The sequence below is a fragment of the Chitinimonas naiadis genome, from assembly GCF_054780835.1.
In genome coordinates this window covers 649,044-667,273 of record NZ_BAAGVO010000004.1, presented here as the reverse complement: position 1 = coordinate 667,273, position 18,230 = coordinate 649,044, and the positions used below count along the sequence as shown (strand labels likewise).

At 61.5% G+C, this 18,230-nt stretch carries 24 protein-coding genes and 1 riboswitch; of the genes, 16 read left to right on the top strand and 8 right to left on the bottom strand.

The genetic code is table 11. From position 1 onward, the window contains the following. Positions 1–9: 9 nt before the first annotated feature. Positions 10–73, bottom strand: a riboswitch (Fluoride riboswitch). A gap of 147 nt (positions 74–220) precedes the next feature. Beyond that, a complete protein-coding gene (locus ACYVHK_RS09100; protein WP_460530199.1) occupies positions 221–418 on the bottom strand; it encodes a hypothetical protein in 198 nt (65 codons plus the stop codon). 402 nt (positions 419–820) lie between these two features. Here ACYVHK_RS09100 and ACYVHK_RS09095 point away from each other — a divergent pair, with 402 nt between their 5' ends. The 6 genes from ACYVHK_RS09095 to ACYVHK_RS09070 all read left to right on the top strand — a co-directional run bounded on the left by ACYVHK_RS09095 (position 821) and on the right by ACYVHK_RS09070 (position 5,086). Continuing rightward, positions 821–982, top strand: a complete 162-nt coding sequence (locus tag ACYVHK_RS09095; RefSeq protein WP_460530196.1) for a hypothetical protein — start codon at positions 821–823, stop codon at positions 980–982. A gap of 299 nt (positions 983–1,281) precedes the next feature. Then, positions 1,282–1,446, top strand: a complete 165-nt coding sequence (locus ACYVHK_RS09090) for a hypothetical protein (RefSeq protein ID WP_460530193.1) — start codon at positions 1,282–1,284, stop codon at positions 1,444–1,446. A gap of 184 nt (positions 1,447–1,630) precedes the next feature. Beyond that, positions 1,631–1,831, top strand: coding sequence for a heavy-metal-associated domain-containing protein (locus tag ACYVHK_RS09085; RefSeq protein ID WP_460530190.1), 201 nt, complete (start codon positions 1,631–1,633; stop codon positions 1,829–1,831). A gap of 93 nt (positions 1,832–1,924) precedes the next feature. Then, positions 1,925–4,330, top strand: coding sequence for a heavy metal translocating P-type ATPase (locus tag ACYVHK_RS09080; RefSeq protein WP_460530187.1), 2,406 nt, complete (start codon positions 1,925–1,927; stop codon positions 4,328–4,330). A 19-nt stretch (positions 4,331–4,349) separates the two neighbouring features. Beyond that, complete coding sequence (gene cueR, locus ACYVHK_RS09075; protein WP_460530184.1) at positions 4,350–4,757, top strand: Cu(I)-responsive transcriptional regulator; 408 nt, start codon at positions 4,350–4,352, stop codon at positions 4,755–4,757. A gap of 173 nt (positions 4,758–4,930) precedes the next feature. Then, positions 4,931–5,086, top strand: coding sequence for a hypothetical protein (locus ACYVHK_RS09070; protein ID WP_460530180.1), 156 nt, complete (start codon positions 4,931–4,933; stop codon positions 5,084–5,086). A gap of 82 nt (positions 5,087–5,168) precedes the next feature. Here the strand turns inward: ACYVHK_RS09070 and ACYVHK_RS09065 are convergent, their stop codons facing one another. Beyond that, entirely contained in the window at positions 5,169–5,666 is a 498-nt protein-coding gene (locus ACYVHK_RS09065) for a DUF3291 domain-containing protein (RefSeq protein ID WP_460530177.1), read from the bottom strand. Positions 5,667–5,905: 239 nt separating this feature from the next. On the opposite strand from ACYVHK_RS09065, the gene ACYVHK_RS09060 reads away from it, so the two are divergent. Continuing rightward, the gene (locus tag ACYVHK_RS09060; RefSeq protein ID WP_460530174.1) at positions 5,906–6,058 is read left to right on the top strand and encodes a hypothetical protein; all 153 of its coding nucleotides are present in this window, start codon (positions 5,906–5,908) and stop codon (positions 6,056–6,058) included. Between the two features lie 106 nt (positions 6,059–6,164). Here ACYVHK_RS09060 and ACYVHK_RS09055 read toward each other — a convergent pair whose 3' ends face one another. Continuing rightward, positions 6,165–7,208 (bottom strand): dienelactone hydrolase family protein, encoded by a 1,044-nt coding sequence (locus tag ACYVHK_RS09055; protein ID WP_460530171.1) that lies wholly within the window; start codon positions 7,206–7,208, stop codon positions 6,165–6,167. A gap of 324 nt (positions 7,209–7,532) precedes the next feature. Here ACYVHK_RS09055 and ACYVHK_RS09050 point away from each other — a divergent pair, with 324 nt between their 5' ends. Continuing rightward, entirely contained in the window at positions 7,533–7,688 is a 156-nt protein-coding gene (locus tag ACYVHK_RS09050) for a hypothetical protein (protein WP_460530168.1), read from the top strand. A 105-nt stretch (positions 7,689–7,793) separates the two neighbouring features. On the opposite strand, the gene lepB is transcribed toward ACYVHK_RS09050, so the two are convergent. Next, on the bottom strand, positions 7,794–8,450 hold the full coding sequence (lepB, locus tag ACYVHK_RS09045) for a signal peptidase I (RefSeq protein ID WP_460530165.1): 657 nt from the start codon (positions 8,448–8,450) through the stop codon (positions 7,794–7,796). A 257-nt stretch (positions 8,451–8,707) separates the two neighbouring features. On the opposite strand from lepB, the gene ACYVHK_RS09040 reads away from it, so the two are divergent. After that, positions 8,708–8,863, top strand: coding sequence for a hypothetical protein (locus ACYVHK_RS09040; RefSeq protein ID WP_460530162.1), 156 nt, complete (start codon positions 8,708–8,710; stop codon positions 8,861–8,863). Between the two features lie 73 nt (positions 8,864–8,936). Here ACYVHK_RS09040 and ACYVHK_RS09035 read toward each other — a convergent pair whose 3' ends face one another. Beyond that, positions 8,937–10,256 carry an MFS transporter gene (locus tag ACYVHK_RS09035; RefSeq protein ID WP_460530159.1) on the bottom strand — a complete coding sequence of 440 codons (1,320 nt, stop codon included), beginning with the start codon at positions 10,254–10,256 and terminating at the stop codon, positions 8,937–8,939. Positions 10,257–10,463: 207 nt separating this feature from the next. Here ACYVHK_RS09035 and ACYVHK_RS09030 point away from each other — a divergent pair, with 207 nt between their 5' ends. Continuing rightward, the gene (locus tag ACYVHK_RS09030; RefSeq protein ID WP_460530156.1) at positions 10,464–10,799 is read left to right on the top strand and encodes a hypothetical protein; all 336 of its coding nucleotides are present in this window, start codon (positions 10,464–10,466) and stop codon (positions 10,797–10,799) included. Positions 10,800–10,805: 6 nt separating this feature from the next. On the opposite strand, the gene ACYVHK_RS09025 is transcribed toward ACYVHK_RS09030, so the two are convergent. Continuing rightward, positions 10,806–11,681: a LysR family transcription regulator gene (locus ACYVHK_RS09025; RefSeq protein ID WP_460530153.1), complete on the bottom strand. Its 876-nt coding sequence runs from the start codon at positions 11,679–11,681 to the stop codon at positions 10,806–10,808. A gap of 125 nt (positions 11,682–11,806) precedes the next feature. On the opposite strand from ACYVHK_RS09025, the gene ACYVHK_RS09020 reads away from it, so the two are divergent. Continuing rightward, positions 11,807–12,820, top strand: a complete 1,014-nt coding sequence (locus ACYVHK_RS09020) for a zinc-binding alcohol dehydrogenase family protein (protein WP_460530150.1) — start codon at positions 11,807–11,809, stop codon at positions 12,818–12,820. A gap of 82 nt (positions 12,821–12,902) precedes the next feature. Beyond that, positions 12,903–13,211, top strand: coding sequence for a putative quinol monooxygenase (locus tag ACYVHK_RS09015; protein WP_460530147.1), 309 nt, complete (start codon positions 12,903–12,905; stop codon positions 13,209–13,211). Positions 13,212–13,339: 128 nt separating this feature from the next. Here the strand turns inward: ACYVHK_RS09015 and ACYVHK_RS09010 are convergent, their stop codons facing one another. After that, positions 13,340–14,686, bottom strand: a complete 1,347-nt coding sequence (locus tag ACYVHK_RS09010) for a chloride channel protein (RefSeq protein ID WP_460530144.1) — start codon at positions 14,684–14,686, stop codon at positions 13,340–13,342. A gap of 129 nt (positions 14,687–14,815) precedes the next feature. Here ACYVHK_RS09010 and ACYVHK_RS09005 point away from each other — a divergent pair, with 129 nt between their 5' ends. After that, the gene (locus ACYVHK_RS09005; RefSeq protein ID WP_460530141.1) at positions 14,816–15,466 is read left to right on the top strand and encodes an SNARE-associated domain-containing protein; all 651 of its coding nucleotides are present in this window, start codon (positions 14,816–14,818) and stop codon (positions 15,464–15,466) included. Between the two features lie 81 nt (positions 15,467–15,547). Next, a complete protein-coding gene (locus ACYVHK_RS09000; RefSeq protein WP_460530138.1) occupies positions 15,548–15,865 on the top strand; it encodes a hypothetical protein in 318 nt (105 codons plus the stop codon). Here ACYVHK_RS09000 and ACYVHK_RS08995 read toward each other — a convergent pair. Further along, positions 15,862–16,821 (bottom strand): GlxA family transcriptional regulator, encoded by a 960-nt coding sequence (locus ACYVHK_RS08995; RefSeq protein ID WP_460530135.1) that lies wholly within the window; start codon positions 16,819–16,821, stop codon positions 15,862–15,864. The genes ACYVHK_RS09000 and ACYVHK_RS08995 overlap by 4 nt on opposite strands. 125 nt (positions 16,822–16,946) lie before the next feature. Here ACYVHK_RS08995 and ACYVHK_RS08990 point away from each other — a divergent pair, with 125 nt between their 5' ends. Together ACYVHK_RS08990 and ACYVHK_RS08985 are read left to right on the top strand one after the other, a co-directional pair. Continuing rightward, a complete protein-coding gene (locus tag ACYVHK_RS08990) occupies positions 16,947–17,255 on the top strand; it encodes a putative quinol monooxygenase (protein ID WP_460530132.1) in 309 nt (102 codons plus the stop codon). Positions 17,256–17,290: 35 nt separating this feature from the next. Beyond that, on the top strand, positions 17,291–18,196 hold the full coding sequence (locus ACYVHK_RS08985) for a MipA/OmpV family protein (protein WP_460530129.1): 906 nt from the start codon (positions 17,291–17,293) through the stop codon (positions 18,194–18,196). Positions 18,197–18,230: the final 34 nt, after the last annotated feature.

Here is an 18,230-nt window from a genome sequence, read left to right as displayed (position 1 = left end):
TGGCCAGGAAATCGTGTAGGCATCATCAGCCCGGAAGGGCGGTTCAAGGAGGCATGCCATCTCCTGAAATCATTCTCGCACAGCAGCAGGCAAAAAGCAGCCGAGCCCCGGTCTTGCCCGGAGGCTTGTTGCGAGAGGACTCCAGGACCGGTCTCGTCAGTTAACCATGCTGCCGTGCACGTCACCTTGCTTGCGCAAGGTGTCGTGCGCTGACAAAAGCTCAGCGTGCGTAAGGCGAGATCAGGGTAATGACCTGTTGTGCAGCATCCTGTGCCGCCTGTTCGGTGCCAAACGTGCTCAGCAGCACCTGGCTCAACGTATCAGTGCGGCCATCCACCTGCCGCTTGTGCAGCACGATCGCCTGGTAAACACCGTCGTGCAGAGGCCTGGCCTGGGCCTGGTAGCTAGTCTCTATCATCTTTCAGTCTCCGAAGCAGGTGCCGGACGGCACCTGGGTATCGCGGTGGGTGCATCGAGCAGCCGGGGAGGGGATCCACGGCTCGCAGACGACAAGATGATCTTAGAAGGTGACAAACAGGTGACAAGTCACTTTGTGCCCCGTCTGGCGGGTATGGGGCATTTCCGCTTCTCGGCGGCACGAATAGTCGGCCTCCAGGCTGGGCTTGCCGGCACTTTGCCGTTTGTCGGGGGCAAGACGGTGGCGAGCCGCCCCGCTGCCTTGCATTTCATCCGGTACTTTGCCGTCTCCATCGGAAAGAAAAGCGCTTTGTCGCTCTTCGCTGTCGTGGGGGGCTGCCCTTCTTGCATGATGGCTTCACTGCAAAACGCAGCCCAATGTCAGACAGAGAGGACAGCCATCATGAAGACCCGCATCGGCAGCTTTTTCGAGAGCACCCTGGTATTCAGCCTTGCCGCCCTGTTTGGCGTGGCACTGATTAGTGAAGTGCAGGCCAGCCCCACGCAGACTGCCTGTTCGGCACCGCAGTTGGTCAAGACCAGCGGTACATCGCACCATGCGTGAGGCACATCACGGTAGCGATCAACACGGCGCCTGAAGGCGCCGTCTTTCATTGCGTCGCCAGCATTGGGAGGCGAGGAATGAATGCCATATTTATTAGCCTATCCTGATTCTAAAATAAGCCTAAGCTGCTGTTATTGAATGAATATTTTCACTCGCTGCTTGCATTTCATCGCCGCCGGCAGTCATTCGTCCAATGGTCTGTGCGTTTGATCGCAATGCGCTCCACTCCTTGCCCTGCAACACGCATGATGCGATCACTGCAAAACGCAGCAACCCTTGAGGAAGAGTGAGAAAACATCATGAAGAGCCGCATCAATGAACTGTTCGAAAGCGCCCTGATATTTGGTCTGGCCGGCTTGTTCGCCACGGCCCTGATTGCCGAACTGCGCGCCACGCCACCAGTACCCGATGCCGGCCAGCAAACCCAGCTGGCTCAGGCAGCGGGGGGGCGGAACAATGGCTGATATCTCTGCAGAGAATGATCGAAAGAAACACGGCGCCTGATGGCGCCGTGTTTCGTTTCAGGCGGCGTTGATCCATTGCTTGCCGTTGCCCTGATCGGCTTCGGAGGCTTGACCTTCCCACGGTGGTAAGCCTGAGCATGCCCCCCTACAGTCGTGTTGACTGGTAATCGTCGGGAGCGGAACCATGCAGGTATTCAAGGTAAACGGGATGGGGTGCGGCAGTTGCGTGAGCAAGATCACGCGTGCCTTGCTGCAGGATGATGGTCAGGCCCAGGTGGCTGTCGATCTGGCTACAGGGACGGTCACGGTGGAGAGCAGCCTGACGGCCGCCGAAATCCGCGAGCAGATCGAAGGGCTGGGCTTTGAGGTGGCACCGCAAGCCTGATCCGGGCCTCGTTGCTACTTAACGCTAAAATGCTTGACCTTCCTATGATGGGAAGGATCAAACTGTCCACTTCGTTGAATCAGGAATGTCGCCATGGCCACGCAGCTCGAGACCCAGCCGCTCAACCGCCTCTCCGTCGGCGTTGAGGGCATGACCTGCGCCAGTTGCGTGGGCCGGGTCGAAAAAGTCCTGAAGAAACTGCCGGGTGTCGTCAATGCCTCGGTCAACCTGGCGACTGAATCGGCAACGGTGGAGTCGGCCGACAAGCTGAGCATCAGCCAGGTACGGCAGGCGATCGAGAAGGCCGGCTATACCGTGCCGGAGGAGGAGGTCAGCCTTGATATCGAAGGCATGACCTGCGCGAGCTGCGTGGCACGGGTGGAGAAGGTGCTGGGCAAGGTCGTCGGGGTCGAACAGGTCAGCGTCAACCTCGCGACCGAGCGTGCCAGCCTGCGCGTCACACGCGGTACCGCCACGGCGGCCTTGATCACGGCGGTCGAGAAGGCCGGCTATGTCGCCCACCTGCATGGTGCCGACCAGCCTGTCGTTGCCGGTATCCGTCCTGTTCTTCCTGTCTGGTGGCCAGTTGCGCTGGCCACGCTGCTGTCCCTGCCGCTTGTCCTGCCCATGCTGCTGGCTGTGTTCGGGGTGCGCTGGATGCTACCGGGCTGGTGGCAACTGGCGTTGGCTACGCCTGTCCAGTTCTGGCTCGGTGCACGTTTTTACAAGGCAGGCTGGAAGGCTGTACTGGCGGGCAGCGGCAATATGGACCTGCTGGTTGCCGTAGGTACCAGCGCCGGTTTTGGCTTGAGTCTGTACCTGCTGCTGGTCCATGGCGCGCATGGCATGCCCCACTTGTACTTCGAGGCCTCGGCGGTGGTGATCACGCTGGTGCTGCTCGGCAAGTGGCTGGAAGCCCGCGCCAAGCGCCAGACGACCGAGGCCATCCGTGCCTTGCAGTCCCTGCGGCCGGCTACGGCACGGGTGCGGCGTGATGGCGAGGATCATGATATCCCCGTCGATGAGGTCAGGCTCGACGACGTGGTGGTTGTCCGTCCCGGCGAACGCGTGCCGGTCGATGGCGAGATCGTCGAGGGCAGCAGCCAGCTCGATGAGTCGCTGCTGACAGGCGAGAGCCTGCCGCTGGCCAAGCACCCTGGCGATACGGTCACCGGCGGCGCCATCAATGCCGAAGGCCTGCTGCTAGTACGCACCACGGCCATCGGTACCGAGACCACCTTGGCCCGCATCATCCGCCTGGTCGAAGATGCGCAGGCCGGCAAGGCGCCGATCCAGCGGCTGGTGGACCAGGTCAGTGCCGTATTCGTGCCGGTCGTCTTGCTGCTTGCACTCCTTACCCTGCTGGGCTGGTGGCTGGTGAGCGGCAATATGGAAGTCGCCATTCTCAACGCGGTGGCCGTGCTGGTGATCGCCTGCCCGTGTGCCTTGGGGTTGGCGACGCCCACCGCCATCATGGCGGGAACCGGCGTAGCTGCCCGCTACGGCATCCTGATCAAGGATGCCGAGGCGCTGGAAGTCGCGCACAAGGTGAGTGCCGTCGCCTTCGACAAGACAGGCACCCTGACCGAGGGCAAGCCGCGGCTGCTTGCCCTTCATGCTGCTGTAGGCGGCGATGATGACTTGCTCGCATTGGCGGCCAGTCTGCAGGCCGGCAGTGAGCATCCGCTGGCTCGGGCGGTGATCGAGGCTGCGCAGGCCAGCCATCTCGCCGCGATGCCGGCCAGCCAGGTACATGCGCTGGCGGGCCGAGGCCTGCAAGGCGAGATAGCCGGCGAGCGCTATCTCCTTGGCAATCTGCGCCTCATGCAGGAGCAAGGTATGGTGCCGGGCCTGCTGGAAGCCCGCGCTATCGCGCTTGAAGCCGAAGGGCGCACCGTCTCCTGGCTTGCCAATGTCGAAACGCGACAGGTCCTGGGCCTGCTGGCTTTTGGCGACCAGATCAAGCCGGCTGCGGTTGCGGCGATTACCCGGCTCAAGGCGCTGGGTATCAAGGCCTGCATGATCACGGGCGACAATCGGGGCGCTGCCGGCATGGTGGCGGCGGAGCTGGGTATCGAGCAGTTCTGGGCCAACGTCCTGCCGGCCGAGAAGGCGCTGCGTCTGTCGGAACTGAAGGCGGATGGTCATGTGGTGGCGATGGTAGGGGACGGGATCAACGATGCCCCGGCCTTGGCGGCTGCTGACGTGGGCATCGCCATGAGTACGGGGACTGACGTGGCGATGCACGCCGCCGGCATCACGCTGATGCGCGGCGACCCGGCCCTGGTTGCCGATGCCATCGCAATCTCCCGCCGGACCTATAGCAAGATCCGCCAGAACCTGTTCTGGGCTTTCATCTACAACCTGGTCGGCATCCCGCTGGCGGCCTTTGGGCTGCTCAATCCGGTGATCGCCGGTGCGGCGATGGCCTTCTCCAGTGTCAGCGTGGTGTCCAACGCCTTGTTGCTGCGCCGCTGGCGGCCGGCAGGCGAACCGTAGGCCAGGGGAGAGGACGGCGATGAATATCGGCGAATTGGCCAAGGCGAGCGGCGTGTCCGCCAAGATGGTGCGGCACTATGAAAGTATCGGCCTGCTGGCGCAAAGCCAACGTACCCATGCTGGCTATCGGCAATACCAGGAGCGGGATGTCCACCTGCTGCGCTTTATCCGGCGATCTCGTGACCTGGGCTTTGCGCTCGACCAGATCCGGGTGCTGCTCTCCCTGTGGGAAGACAAACATCGCGCCAGCGCCGATGTAAAGCAGATGGCGGAGCAGCATGTGGCGGAACTCGATACCCGTATTCAGGCGCTGACCGAGATGCGTAATACCCTCGTCAACCTGGCCCATCATTGCCACGGTGACGACCGGCCGGACTGTCCCATCCTGGATGGGCTTGCGGAAGGCAAGGGCTGCCACGTGCCCTGATATGGCGCATGTGTCATGGGTGTCGCGTTGTCCGTCGCCCGGAATCGCATTTCACGCCATGACTTTGACGATCTGTCTCAACCTCCTCTCTTGTACAGCGGGCTTATTGCATAGTGACCTCACTGCAAGCGACAACGGTGTCGCAGCCAACTGAAAGCCAAGAGGAAAACATCATGAGCCGCATCAACGAACTGTTCGAAAGCACCCTGGTCATCGGTCTGGCCGCTTTCTTCGCCATCGCCCTGATCAGCGAATCGCAACCCACCCAGACCCAGACAGTGCAGACCGCCGCCCAACTGGCCCAAGCCGATGGTGCACGCCATGGCTAAGCGATCAGATACGACGGAAGAAAGCGACACGGCGCCCGAGGGCGCCGTGTTTCATTTTGGATAGTGGTCGCGAGCGCGGTGCTCAGTCCGCCGGGCAGGCTTCGCTCTCATCCCTGGCTTGCTGCGGTGTTGGGGCATCGGGGGTCGGATAGGCGTCCTTGAAGCTGAAGGCGTAAGGGCTGGCGCCATGCCGTTTCAGGTGTTCTAGCCTTTCCTTGGCCTCCGTCGCCGTCGGGATATGGCCCGCGGGTATCCACCACAGCACGGCATAGGCTTCTGCCATGCGATCGAACCATTCGCGTCGCCGGCGCATGATCTCTACATGGGCGGATTTGAACGCATAGTTGGACAGGGCGGCGACATCGGTCCAGACCGACATGTTGACGATGATGTCTTCCTCGAAAGGGCGCAGCGCGGTGGCGTCCCCACTCTCATCCTTGAGTCGCCAGACAAAACCCGGCGACTGCTCTGCCAGCGTGTTGATACGGTCAAGGTTGGCCACGAAATCCGCCATGAAGGGCGAGTCCATGGGGGCCTTGAGCTGGGCAATGTTCAACTGGGCGAGCTGGTATTGGGACATGGGACATCCTTATCGGGAAAAAGGACCTGCACCTAGGGCATGAATATAAGGGCAGCGAGCCAGCCTGCAAGACCCTGATGATAAAGGGGTCTGCAAATCATCCTCATACGACGTCATTCATCCCTTGCATTGCGCAGTTGGTCTCAAGTCGCTCTCATTGCCGGGTCGGGTATTGCATGATGACCTCACTGCAAGCGACAACGGATGTCGCAACCCACTGAAATCAGAGAGGAAATATCATGACCCGCATCAACGAACTGTTCGAAGCCACCCTGGTTGTCGGTTTGGCCGCTTTCTTCGCCGTTGCCCTGATCGGCGAGGTCCCGCCCAAGGCAGAGACCACCCAGGTAGCCGCCCAACTGGCGCAGGCCGATGGTGCCCGCCATGGCTAAATCCGGCAGCAGTACCGAAGAATGCGACACGGCGCCCGAGGGCGCCGTGTTTCATTGCCGTGCTGCTTGTTGCCCGTTGCGATGCCGACGAGCTGCTCGGTCGGGCTCAGTGTCCGCCTAGCAAGAAGATCTCGCGAACCAGCGCCTGTACATCGCGGCGCGATTGCAGATAGGCCTGTTCGTTACGGCCGACATGAGCTCCTAGCTTGACGCAACCCTTGAAAAACTGGTCCAGCTTGGCTGGGTCGAGCAGACTGGCGGTACGTTCGGCAGTGATCTTCCAGCTCTCAATATCCCAACGTACGGTCCCACACGGTGTGTCGGTAGTGGCATTGGGCAGATAGTGCACCGGATAGGTGCCATCCCAAGAGTGGTTGGCGTTTGCATAGCGGATAGTGCGTATATTGGCGCCCGCGCTGGCGTAGCGCCGCGCCAGCTGCTCGCAAGCGGCGGCCGTCGTATAGTCGTCTGCTTCGCCTACCAGATTGATGATCGACGCCTTGCTGACCTGAGGCGACCAGTAGACCTGGTTACAGCCGGAATAGACCGGAATGTGCAGGGCAAATTTCAACTCGGACTTCAGAACGGCTTTGCGCAAGGGCTCAATCGCTGTCCGGAAGGCAACCGTCCCACCGCGTGAGAAACCCATGATGCCGATCCGCTTGGCATCGATACCGGGATGGGTCGAAAGCACTTGCAGCGCCAGCAAGCCATCCATCAGGGTGGCGGCCGGTGGCACCAGGCTCTGGTCCTCGACGGTCCGCGTCACGCCACGCGGCTCGAAACTGCTCACCACGAACGTCGCGATACCCATCTCGTTAAAGGTGGCAACCCATTGCGCCATGCTGTCTTCAATACCGGCGCTGCCATGCATGAGGACCATGGCGGGCACGGGCTGGTGGGCGTCCTTGGGCAGGCTCAGGTAGGCCCAGACCGGTTGCGGCGCCCAGTTCTCCCGCCGCTCCCGCGCCAGGTCATACATGGTCTTGGGCGTGAAGCTGGCATAGTCGATCCGGCCTTGGGTATCGGCCTGCAGCGTCTGCGCCCATAGCGACGGGAACAGCGTCAGGCCAAATACCAGCAGCACATTACGCAGCAGCGTCTGGAGCCATCGATGTAGCTTGGGATATACGGTGGGTTCGGTAGGCATGTTTTCCTCGTGGTCTCGCATTTGTGATTATGTTTTGCCCTTGGCGCACGCGCCCTTGGGCGACCCCAGCCTAGATGGCAGTTATCCGATAGGCAAACTCCATAATTGATCAACGATGGAGCAGGAAAGAGATGGCTGCCTGCCTCGTGGCAGGCCCATGCAACCGATACTGGCTGTGCTGCCCATCGGCCGCGGTGGCGATTCACCCCCCGATCCCGGCAATTGGTCTCAACCCTCTCTCTTGTGCCGCGGGCTTATTGCATAGTGACCTCACTGCAAGCGACAACGGTGTCGCAGCCAACTGAAAACCAAGAGGAAAACATCATGAGCCGCATCAACGAACTGTTCGAAGCCACCCTGGTTGTCGGTCTGGCTGCCTTCTTCGCGGTTGCGCTGATTGGTGAAACCCAAGCCGCCCGGACCCAGGCTAACCAGCAAACCACCCAACTGGCCCAAGCCGATGGTGCACGCCGTGGCTAAGCGATCAGATACGACGGAAGAAAGCGACACGGCGCCTGAGGGCGCCGTGTTTCGTTTGGGGCAGAGAGATCGAGAAAGCCGCATTTGCATGCGGCTAGTCCGATATCAAAGGCTGACTTTTCCAATCAGATACGTAGCGGGCACATAGCCCCAGTATCGGCTGTCATTGCTGTTGTCGCGGTTATCGCCCAGGACGAAGTAGTGCTGCGCGGGCACCGTGCAATCAAAACCGTCCTCTCGGTACTGGCAGGTATCCGAGTGGGGAAATTGTTCGACGACCGACAGATTCACGACCGGTGAATCCACCTGGATGTTGATCTGATAGTTATTCTTTCCAAGCGCTTCCCTCACCTTCAGCAATGCCGAGGGAGCCGGGGCTGACTGGTCCAGTCGGGTGGCAGGCTTGCCATTGATCGTCAGGATCTTGTTCTTGTAGCTCAGTTTGTCGCCAGGTAGTCCGACCACGCGTTTTACATAGTTTACGCTCGTATCTTTAGGGAAATAGAACACGACCATGTCTCCGGCGGAGACGGGTGGTTGCTGGTTTTCCAGGATGGGGAACTTGCCCAGTAGGCGGTAGTTATAAAAGCCCCATTTATTGATCGTCATGATGGTGCCCCGTTTGATGGTGGGCTCCATGGATGAAGAAGGCATGGACATCTTTTCCACGCCGAGCGTGCTGAAAGCGGTTGTACAAGCGATGGCGAGAACGCAGGCCAATGCAATGATGATGGTTCTGATAATCGTTGATCGATCCCGCATGAAACCCGTCTCTTTAAAAGTTATATGAACCCAGGTGCCTTGAGTAGCAAGTGCCTGGGGTGCTTATCCTAACTGAAGTTGGCACGAAGCCCGTCTTGCGCCACGTAGGTGTGTTTTATCGGCGCAAGGTACATTTCATGCCCCTGTTCCTGCAATTGGTCTCAACCCTCTCTTTTGTGCCGCGGGCTTATTGCATAGTGACCTCACTGCAAGCGACAACGGTGTCGCAGCCAACTGAGAACCAAGAGGAAAACATCATGAGCCGCCTCAACGAACTGTTCGAAGCCACCCTGGTTGTCGGTCTGGCTGCCTTCTTCGCTGTTGCGCTGATTGGTGAAACCCAAGCCGCCCGGACCGAGGCTACCCAGCAAACCACCCAACTGGCCCAGGCCGATGGTGCCCGCCATGGCTAAGCGATCAGATACGACGGAAGAAAGCGACACGGCGCCCGAGGGTGCCGTGTTTCGTTTTGGGTGGGACTTGCGTTCAGGCTTCCTGAGCCCTGCTTGACGAAGCGGGCTTCGGCTCCTGGAATACCGTCGGATATTGCCGCCCGTACCAGTTCTTTACCCCCTCATGGTCCAGCGACATGAAGTGCTTGAAGCCCGGCACCAGGATCAGGGCGCTGGCCGTAAAGGCCGACATGACGCCAAAACTCAGATAGACCGTCTCCAACTGCCAGTGCAGCAGGGCGATGCCGGCCAGCGCGGGTCCCAGGCTACCGGCGACCTGGCCGGCGGTAATGCTGGCGGCTGTCATGCGGGCGCGAAAGGCTTCCGGTCGCGCCAGCATGCGATGGGTCATGCCGACCAGGACCAGGGCCGAGTTGGCGGCACCGACCAGCCAGAACGCGACCACGATCAGCAGGGGCGTATCGATATAGCCGGCGATGGCCAGCGCCAATCCTTGCACGACAGCCGCACCGATACGGGTGCGATAGCGGCCATACCGTTCTATCAGCCAGTTGGACAGGCCGAATGCACCGATCAGCATGCCGAGCGATATGGCAGCTTCGCAGCAGCCCAGCCACCAGCCCGACAGGCCGAGCGACTTGATCTTCAGCGGCACCAGCATGCCCACGGCCGGGCCGGTAAACAGCCAGTTCGCAAAGTTGGCCATGGTCCAGACCCGCTCGATGGGGATGGCCCAGTTGGCGGCGACGCCCGCACGCAGTTCTCGCCACCAGCGTGCCAGGCCGCCCCCACCGCTACCTGCAACAGGCAGGCGGGGCAGGTAAAAAGCGAGCAATGTGGCAGCGGCCAGCAGGGCAACATGCAGCCACAGTGCCGCGGTGATGCTGAATGCCGCCAGCGTCAGGCCGCGGAGGGCGGGGCCGATCAGCCGGCCGAGTGACTGAGCGCTCTTCTGCAGGCTCATCGCGGTCGAGAGCTTGCTGGCGGACACCAGTTCCAGTGCGATGCTGGTGGTGGTTGGCCCGATCAGGGCGTTGGCCATGACCGCCAGTGAGCCCAGGCCGATCAGCCCGCCGATGTGATAGATGCCCAGGCTGCTCAGTATTGCCACCGCAATGCCCTCAAGCACCAGCACACCCAGGCCGAGGGCGATCAGCAGGCGTTTCTCGTAGCGATCGCCAAAGGGGGAGAGCAAGGGCGTGGCGATGACGGCGACGATGCCCATGACCACGCCATAGCGGGCCAGATCATGGGCGCCAGCAGCGTGCGCTATCCACCACGGCAGGGCGACGTAGCCCACCATGGTCGCGGTCTGCATCAGGACATCACTGATCATCAACTGGATAAAGGGCCGGCCGACCTCGGCCAGCCGGCTGCGTAAACTGAACAACATGCCTTACCTGTTCCTTGCGGTAACTGCGGGCAGCGCCCGGAGCGCGCCTGCCAAGCGGACCCGTACGATACCCGAGCGCCGGCATGCGCAGTGGGGGGGCAAGCCGGGATTTTCTGGCCGGTGTTCAGCCGCCGTTGGGTTGCGCCGCGCTAGCCTGCTTGCGCTGTCTACCGATTCGGGCGATATCGCCCATGCCGAGGATGCGCCATGCCCCACCTGTCGTCATTTATCCGCGCTGCCACCTTGCTGCCGCTCTGGCTGGCGGGTATGCACGCCTATGCCTCCAGTAGCCAGTCCTGGTCCGACCATAACCGGCAAGTCGTGGCGGGTTGCGTGAAGGCCAGTGGCTTCAAGCAGGCCAGAGTTGTCAGCCAGCCTGTCGAGTTCGATGACCGGGTAGGGTACAGCGCCTTGCTGATCGAGGGCACCTATCCTCAAGCCCACATGAAGGGTCGGCGCGGTCAGGCGCTCTGCCTGTTCGACAAGCTGAGCCACGATGTGTATGTGTCGGAACTGACACCGCACCAGGGCAAGGCACGCTAGCTGATCCTAGTGTACCGCCAGCCGCGAGGATGACAGGCTCTCGGTCAGGAATCCCAGCAATGGCTTGGTCAGGTGGGGACGAGCCCGATCCTCGCCCAGCAGGACGATCTCGGTCGTGGGCAAGGTCGGCCAGCCGTCGTGCGGGTCCAGTACCCGCAAGCCATCCTGGACGAAGGAGCGGCCCAGGAGGGTGACGCCCAGTCCGCCGGCGACGGCCGCCTGTACACCCATCAGGCTGCTGGCCGTACAGGCGATCACGCTTTGCCGTTCCACGCTGGCCAGTGCATCCAGTGCTATGCCGCGATAGCTGCAGGGGGCAGGCAGCAGCACCAGCGGTACCGGTTGGCCGGGGTCCAGGTCGGTGCCTTCGGCGGCAATCCACACCAGCGGCTCCTGCCAGATCACCCGGCCGCGTTGCTGTTCGCCATCGCGCTTGGCAATGGCGAGATCCAGCAGGTCGTCATCGAGCTTGCCCATCAGGTCACAGCTCATGCCGGTGGTCAGCTCCAGGCGAATATGCGGGTAATTGCGGGCAAAGCGCGCCAGCAGCCGGGGCAACTGGTGCGGGATGAAGTCCTCCGCCACCCCCAGCCGCAAGGTACCGGCTGCGGGTGGGTCCACAAACTGCCGGACGGTTTCGTCATTGAATTCCAGCATGCGTCGCGCAGCGACCAGCAGGCGCTCACCGTCGCCGGTCAGGCTCAGGCTACGGCCGGCGCGATCAAGCAGCCGCCGGCCTACAATCTCTTCAAGCCGCAGCATTTTCTGGCTGACGGCTGATTGGGTACGGCCAATCAAGGCGGCGCCTGCAGTCATGCTGCCGCTTTCGGCAACGGCGACAAAGGCACGCAGGAGGTCGAGTTCCAGGTCAGGAATGGGCATCTTGCTTATCCAGTAGAATTTTTGCTGATTGCTATTAAAACTATTCGTTTTTCTTTTGGATGGCAAGTCCGTATTGTGCGATCCAAGGTTGCAGCAAGGTGCTGCATATATCTCGGAGCCATACCATGAAAGCGATTGCCTACTACACCCCGCAAGCCATTACCGCAGCCGAGTCGCTGCTGGATATCGATCTGCCGGCGCCAGTCCCTGGTGCACACGACCTGTTGGTCAAGGTGGAGGCGGTCTCCATCAACCCGGTCGACTACAAGATACGCGGCGGGGTCACGCCGCCAGCCGGACAGGCCAAGGTACTGGGCTGGGACGCCGCGGGTGTGGTGCAGGCCGTGGGTTCGGCCGTGACTGAGTTCAAGGTCGGTGATGAGGTCTACTATGCCGGCGCGCTGGATCGTCCGGGCGCGAATAGTGAGCTGCATGTGGTGGATGAGCGCCTGGTGGGGCGCAAGCCTGCTTCCTTGTCGTTTGCCGAGGCAGCGGCTTTGCCGTTGACGTCCATCACCGCCTGGGAGCTGCTGTTCGAGCGGCTGGGCGTACCTTATGGCGACAAGAACCATAAAGGGAGCCTGCTGGTCATCAATGGTGCTGGCGGCGTGGGCTCCATCCTGATCCAGCTGGCCCGCCGGCTGACCGGCCTCACGGTCATCGCCACCGCCTCCCGGCCGGCGAGCGTCGAATGGGTCAAGTCCATGGGCGCCCACCACGTGATCGACCACCGCCAGTCCATGCCGGAAGCCTTGCGTGCGCTGGGCATTCCGCAGGTCGAGTACGTCGCCAGCCTGACCGCCACCGACCAGCATCTGCCGGCCATCCTTGAGCTGATTGCACCGCAAGGCCATCTGGCCCTGATCGATGATCCTGCAACGCTCGATATCGTGCCCTTCAAGCGCAAGAGTGTGACGGTTGCCTGGGAACTGATGTTCACCCGCTCGCTCTACCAGACGGCGGATCAGATCGCCCAGCATCATTTGCTCAATAGCGTGGCTGACCTGGTCGATGCCGGCGTACTGCGCACGACCCTGACCGAACTGGCCAGTCCGATCAATGCCGCCAACCTCAAGCGCCTGCATGCGCTGGCCGAGAGTGGCACGGCCATCGGCAAGCATGTGTTGTCGGGCTTCTGAGGTCTGATCCGGATCGCGCTTCGGCTGTTACAGGCTGAAGCCGACGTCCACTTTTCTGCCAACTGACCGGGAATGTCCTGTGATGACCCAAGCCCCAGATACCCACGTTCGTCTTACCGCTGTACTGCGTGCCCGCGCCGGGCAGGAATCCGCCTTGCGCGATGTGCTGCTTGCCCTGGTGCAACAGGTTGTGGAGGAGCCGGGCTGCATCCAGTACAGCCTGCATGCCAATCCCGGCCGTCCAGGGGAGTTCGTGTTCTATGAGGTCTGGGCCGATCAGGCGGCGCTGGATGTGCATGCGCAAGCCCCGGCCCTGAGAGCCGCCGGCCCCCGGTTTGCCGATCTGCTGGCGGAGCCGCCTGTCCTGACGCCGCTGGTACTGCTTCGTTGATCGGTGCCGTTGGCAGCAGCGGGCGTCGCAGCTGGATAAGCGCTCATTAATACATTTGTTTAAATGTATAGCCAGGTGTAAGGTAGTTGACGTGAACGGTGGCTCTGCCACCAGCGATCAGAGCAATTTCAAGCAGCGTCCGAGGACGCTGCTTTTTTTCGTGCCGACTCGGCCGCCAAGGCCTGTTCCAGTTGCCTGTGTGCCAGCGTGTGGTAGAGCGCGGGGCTGAACAGTTTGGCGATCAGTGATCCGATTAGGGTGACGGCCATCAGGCTCAGGACCATCTCGTGGCCATCGATCATCTCCATCACGATAATGCAGGCGGTGATGGGTGATTGCGTCACCGCGGCCAGGAAACCCGCCATGCAGAGTGCGTAGATACTGGCAGCCGCCACATCGTTGCCGATCAGGGGCAGCAGGTCATGGGCGATGCCAGCACCCACCGCAAGGCTGGGTGCAAAGATCCCGCCAGGAACGCCGCTGAAATAGGAGAGCAGGGTAGCCAGCAACTTGGCGGGCGCATAGATGACTGAGACCCCGGCTGGATCCTGCAACATGGCCTGCGTCGTGCTATAGCCCGAACCGTGTACGGCGCCATGTGTAAGCAGGCCCAGCAGCGCTACCAGCAAGCCGCACAGTCCGGCAAAGCGGATGGGATAGGTTTGTCGCCATCGCCCTAACCAGCCCAGGCTCTGGCTGCTCCATAGCAATGCTCGGCTGAACAGACCGCCAGCAATCCCGCAGATCAGGGCGCAGAAGAGGACTGGCAGGATGATGCGATGGTCAATAGCCGGCACCGTGAAGTGCCCAAAGTACAGGTAGTTGCCCTGCAGGGAGATGGACATCATGCCGGCCAGCACGATGGCCGTCAGCAGGATGCCATTGGTACCCTGCTCGTAACGGCGCGAGAGTTCCTCGATCGCGAATACGATACCCGCCAAAGGCGTATTGAAGGCGCCGGCGATACCAGCCGCACCGCCGGCGACCAGTAGATGCCGATATTCGATCACTGAACTCTGTGGCAGCAATCCTCGTACCGCATACATCAGACTGGCTCCGACCTGGACAGATGGACCTTCCCGGCCGGTCGAGAAGCCGGCACCGACCGCCATGATGCCAAGCCCGACTTTGCCCAATGCGATGCGCAGGGAGACGAAGCGCCCTGTCAGCGCCTCGTCGCCACCGGCCTGCAAGGCAGCGATGGTCTGTGGGATGCCGCTTCCTTCTGCTCCTTGAAAGCCCCATCGCAGCAGGCCTAACACCAGCATGCCGCCCAAAGGGGTCAGTAACAGGGGAGCCCAGTACCACTGGGCCTGCAAGGCATTGAAGCTATTCCCTGCCCATTCACTTAACCGTGCGAACAGCACCACCACAAGCCCCACGCCGGCTGCAGCGCTCCAGACAACCAGCCGCTCCAACCAGGAAGCGGGATCATGCAGACGATGGCGGCGTATGGCTTCGTAGATATCCTGCATGCTGGCAAGCTCGATTATTGCATTTGAACAAATGTAATAATATACGCCCATGCGATCTGCTTACCAGTAAACCGTCTTGGTACAAATGCGCCTACACTGTGGATTCTGGCAATCAGCGCGGAGCTGGCCGTGGACTGGGCACCGATCTGGCAATTGATACTGCACGCTGATCAAGGCGTGGGCGCTGCTGTTGCCCAGTACGGCACATTGGTCTATCTGCTGCTGTTTGCCATCGTCTACTGCGAGATCGGTCTGCCACCGCTGTTTTTCCTGCCGGGCGACCCACTGTTGTTCATCTGTGGGGCCTTCTGCGCGACCCATCTCATCCAGCTATGGCTGCTGTTCCCCTTGCTGCTGTTGGCAGCCTGGCTGGGTAGCATGACCAGCTACGGTCTTGGCCGATGGTTAGGCAGGAAATTGCATGAACGTAATTATCGTTGGCTGGACCCGCATGCCCTGTCCCAGGCCCAGCGTTTCTATGCCCGCTACGGTGGGCTCACCTTCCTGTTTTCGCTCTATGTGGCCGTTGTCCGCACTTTCGCGCCACTGTTGGGCGGTGCCGCCGGCATGCCTTTTAGGCACTTTGCTCTGTCCAGCCTGCTGGGATCGGCACTGTGGGTAGGGGGGCTTCTGCTCGCAGGCTTCTATCTGGGCAATATCCCCTTCGTGCACGCACATCTGCAATTGCTGGTATTGCTGGGGCTGGCACTAGGGCTGGGTGGTCTGTCCCTGAATGCGGCGTTACGGGCTCTCAAGGGCCGGCGGACGAGCGGGTTGTAATGCGACATTTTCTACGAAGGCACTGTAAGACGCCGCCGAATGGCTCGACCAAGTAGCACAACTCAGGTCAAGGGGCTTTTCATGAGCAGCATCAGTGCAGCCAGTGCTTCTTTTTCCACCCTGGCGGGCCTCGCCAGCAGCGGCGGAGGTCAACAGTCCGCCATTGAACGACGGGTGGGCATACTCCAGCAGCAATGCGCCGACGTGGCAGGGTGCACGACGACACCAACCACCGAAAAACTCAAGCAGCAGAGCGAGCTCAACCAACAGATTTCCGGTCTGCGCAGCCAGCTCTCCAGCCTGGAACAAACGAATGGTCTGACCGATGGCGTGACGGCGAGTACGCAAGGATCGGCACCGATTGGCGGCCTGCGTAATCTGGTGGATATCCGCGTCTAGCTGTCGGCCCGGATGCTGCGTACGCCCTGGCCCAGTTTGCGGCGCAGCAGTGCCCGCAGGCTGACACCGTCGGCATAGCCGACGGCGGTGGCGATCTGCTCCACGCTGTCGTTGCTGGTCTTCAGCAGGTGCACGGCCCGTTCAACCTGCAGGTCCTGGAAGTAGGCCATCGGTGTCTTGCCCAGCACCTCGTGCAGCCGTCGTGCCAGCGTCCGCTTGCTGGTCGCCAGTTCACGGGCGGCGTCCTCCAGTGAAAACCCCGCCGAGAGCCGGCTCCGTGCCCACTGCTCGAATCGTTCGACCATCGGGTCGGCGTGGGCCAGATGGTCATTGATCACATAGGACGATTGCGCGGGACGGTTGTCGACGATCAGATAGCGCGCTGTCATCGCGGCGAGCTCCGGGCTGGCTTGCCTGATCAGCCACAAGGCCATGTCGATATGGCTGAGCGCCGCCCCGGCGGTGACCAACTGGCCCGAATGCACCAGCATGCGGGATTCATTGAGCTGCACGGAAGGGTAGCGTTGCCGGAACAGCGGGGCCAGCCACCAGGTCGTGGTGGCGACCTGGCCATCGAGCAAGCCGGATTCCGCCAGGATAAAGGTCCCGATACACGCCGCGGCGGTCTTGCCACCGCGCCGCCCACGTTCGCGCAACAGGGCAGCGGCATCGCACACATCGGGCCTTATCAGCGCGGCCTGCAGGGGGCCAGGCATCTTGGTGCCGATGGCCGGCACGATCAACCAGTCTGCTTGTTTTTCTCCTGCCGGCTCGGCGGTAATGCCCCAGCCCTGCGCGCTACGCACCCGCTTGCGTACGCCAACGACCGAAACCTCGAAACGCAGCGAGGTCACTCCCAGGGCTTCTGCCAGTTCATTGGCCGTGCCAAAGGCATCGAGCACGGTGGCGAGGCCGGTATCGAATACACCGTCGAGGGCAAGCACCTGGATATGCATGGCAATTTTGATATCAAAGATGTCAATGTTGCCAATATCTGCGCAAACGGTGTCGCCGTAAAGTGCCGCCATCACCCGATCGGCGGTGAAGACCACCATCCACGATGTAGCCCAGGAGACACACCATGATCAAATTTGCCCTGTTCGCCCGCTTTGAAGCCAAGCCCGGCAAGGAAGCCGAAGTCGCCGGCTTTCTGGAGCTTGGCCTTGCGCTTGCCAATCAGGAGGCCGGCACACCCATCTGGTTTGCGCTACGCCTTGGGCCCAGCGTATTTGGCGTATTCGATGCCTTTCGCGACGAAGCCGGCCGCGAGGCGCATCTTGCCGGGCCTATCGCCCAGGCCCTGATGGCCAAGGCACCGGAACTGTTCACCGGACCACCAACGATAGATCGCATCGATGTGCTGGGGCTGAAAAACAACGGGTCAGCCTGATGTCCGCCCGGTAGCAGGGGTGGCAGGGTGGGGCTATGATGCTCGGGAATATGCGGGCTGGCGCCGGTTCAGTCGGATGCTGGCCCGATCTATCCACTCCCGGTATCCACATCATGTCCCAGCCACTTTGCCCGCCGCGCTCCATTTCCCTTGGTCTCCAGGGGCGGCGGAGACTGCGATCCTTCTGCCTGCTCGCGGCCTGCTGTTCCGCGTTGTGTTCACCACTCTGGGCGGCAGATGTTGTCACGCAGGACGACTGGTCCGTCAGTGTCGGCCCCGCGCTCTACCAGACCCCAAAGTACCCGGGTTCCCGCAGCACATCGACCATGCCCTGGGTATACCAGGACATCAGCTACCAGAAGCGCTGGTTCTCCACCGGCTTCGATGTGCTCGGCGGCTATCTGCGTAATGACGATACCTGGCAGCTCGGGCTGGATCTGCAACTGGACCCGACCGAGCGCCGCAGCAAGGACGATGCACGCCTGCTGGGGCTGGGCGACGTACATGCCACGGCCCGGGCCCGCGCTTTCGCGCAGTATTCCTGGTCCTTCCTCACCGTGCTGACGGACGTGACCCAGGATATCGGCGGTGAGCGCCAGGGGCTGCTCTCCAATACCGATGTGTATTTCAGCCTGCCGCTCGGGGACTGGCTATTCAGTGCCGGCCCGGGCCTGACCTGGGGGAATGGCCGCTATATGCGGACCTTCTTCGGTGTCGATGCTGCGCAGCATGCGCAGTCTGGCCTGCCGGTCCACGAGGTGGGGAGTGGCTTGCGGGAGTACCGGGCCAACCTGATCGTGAACTATACCTTCGACCCCGACTGGTCAGTCACCGGCAGCCTGACCCATGCCCGCCTGCGCGGTGATGCCGCGGCCAGCCCGATCACCCAGCAACGCGGCCAGACCACGGGCATGGCGACCATCAGCTATCGTTTCCCTTGATGGCGGCCAAGCTGCCATTTCAAGTTCCCTTCAG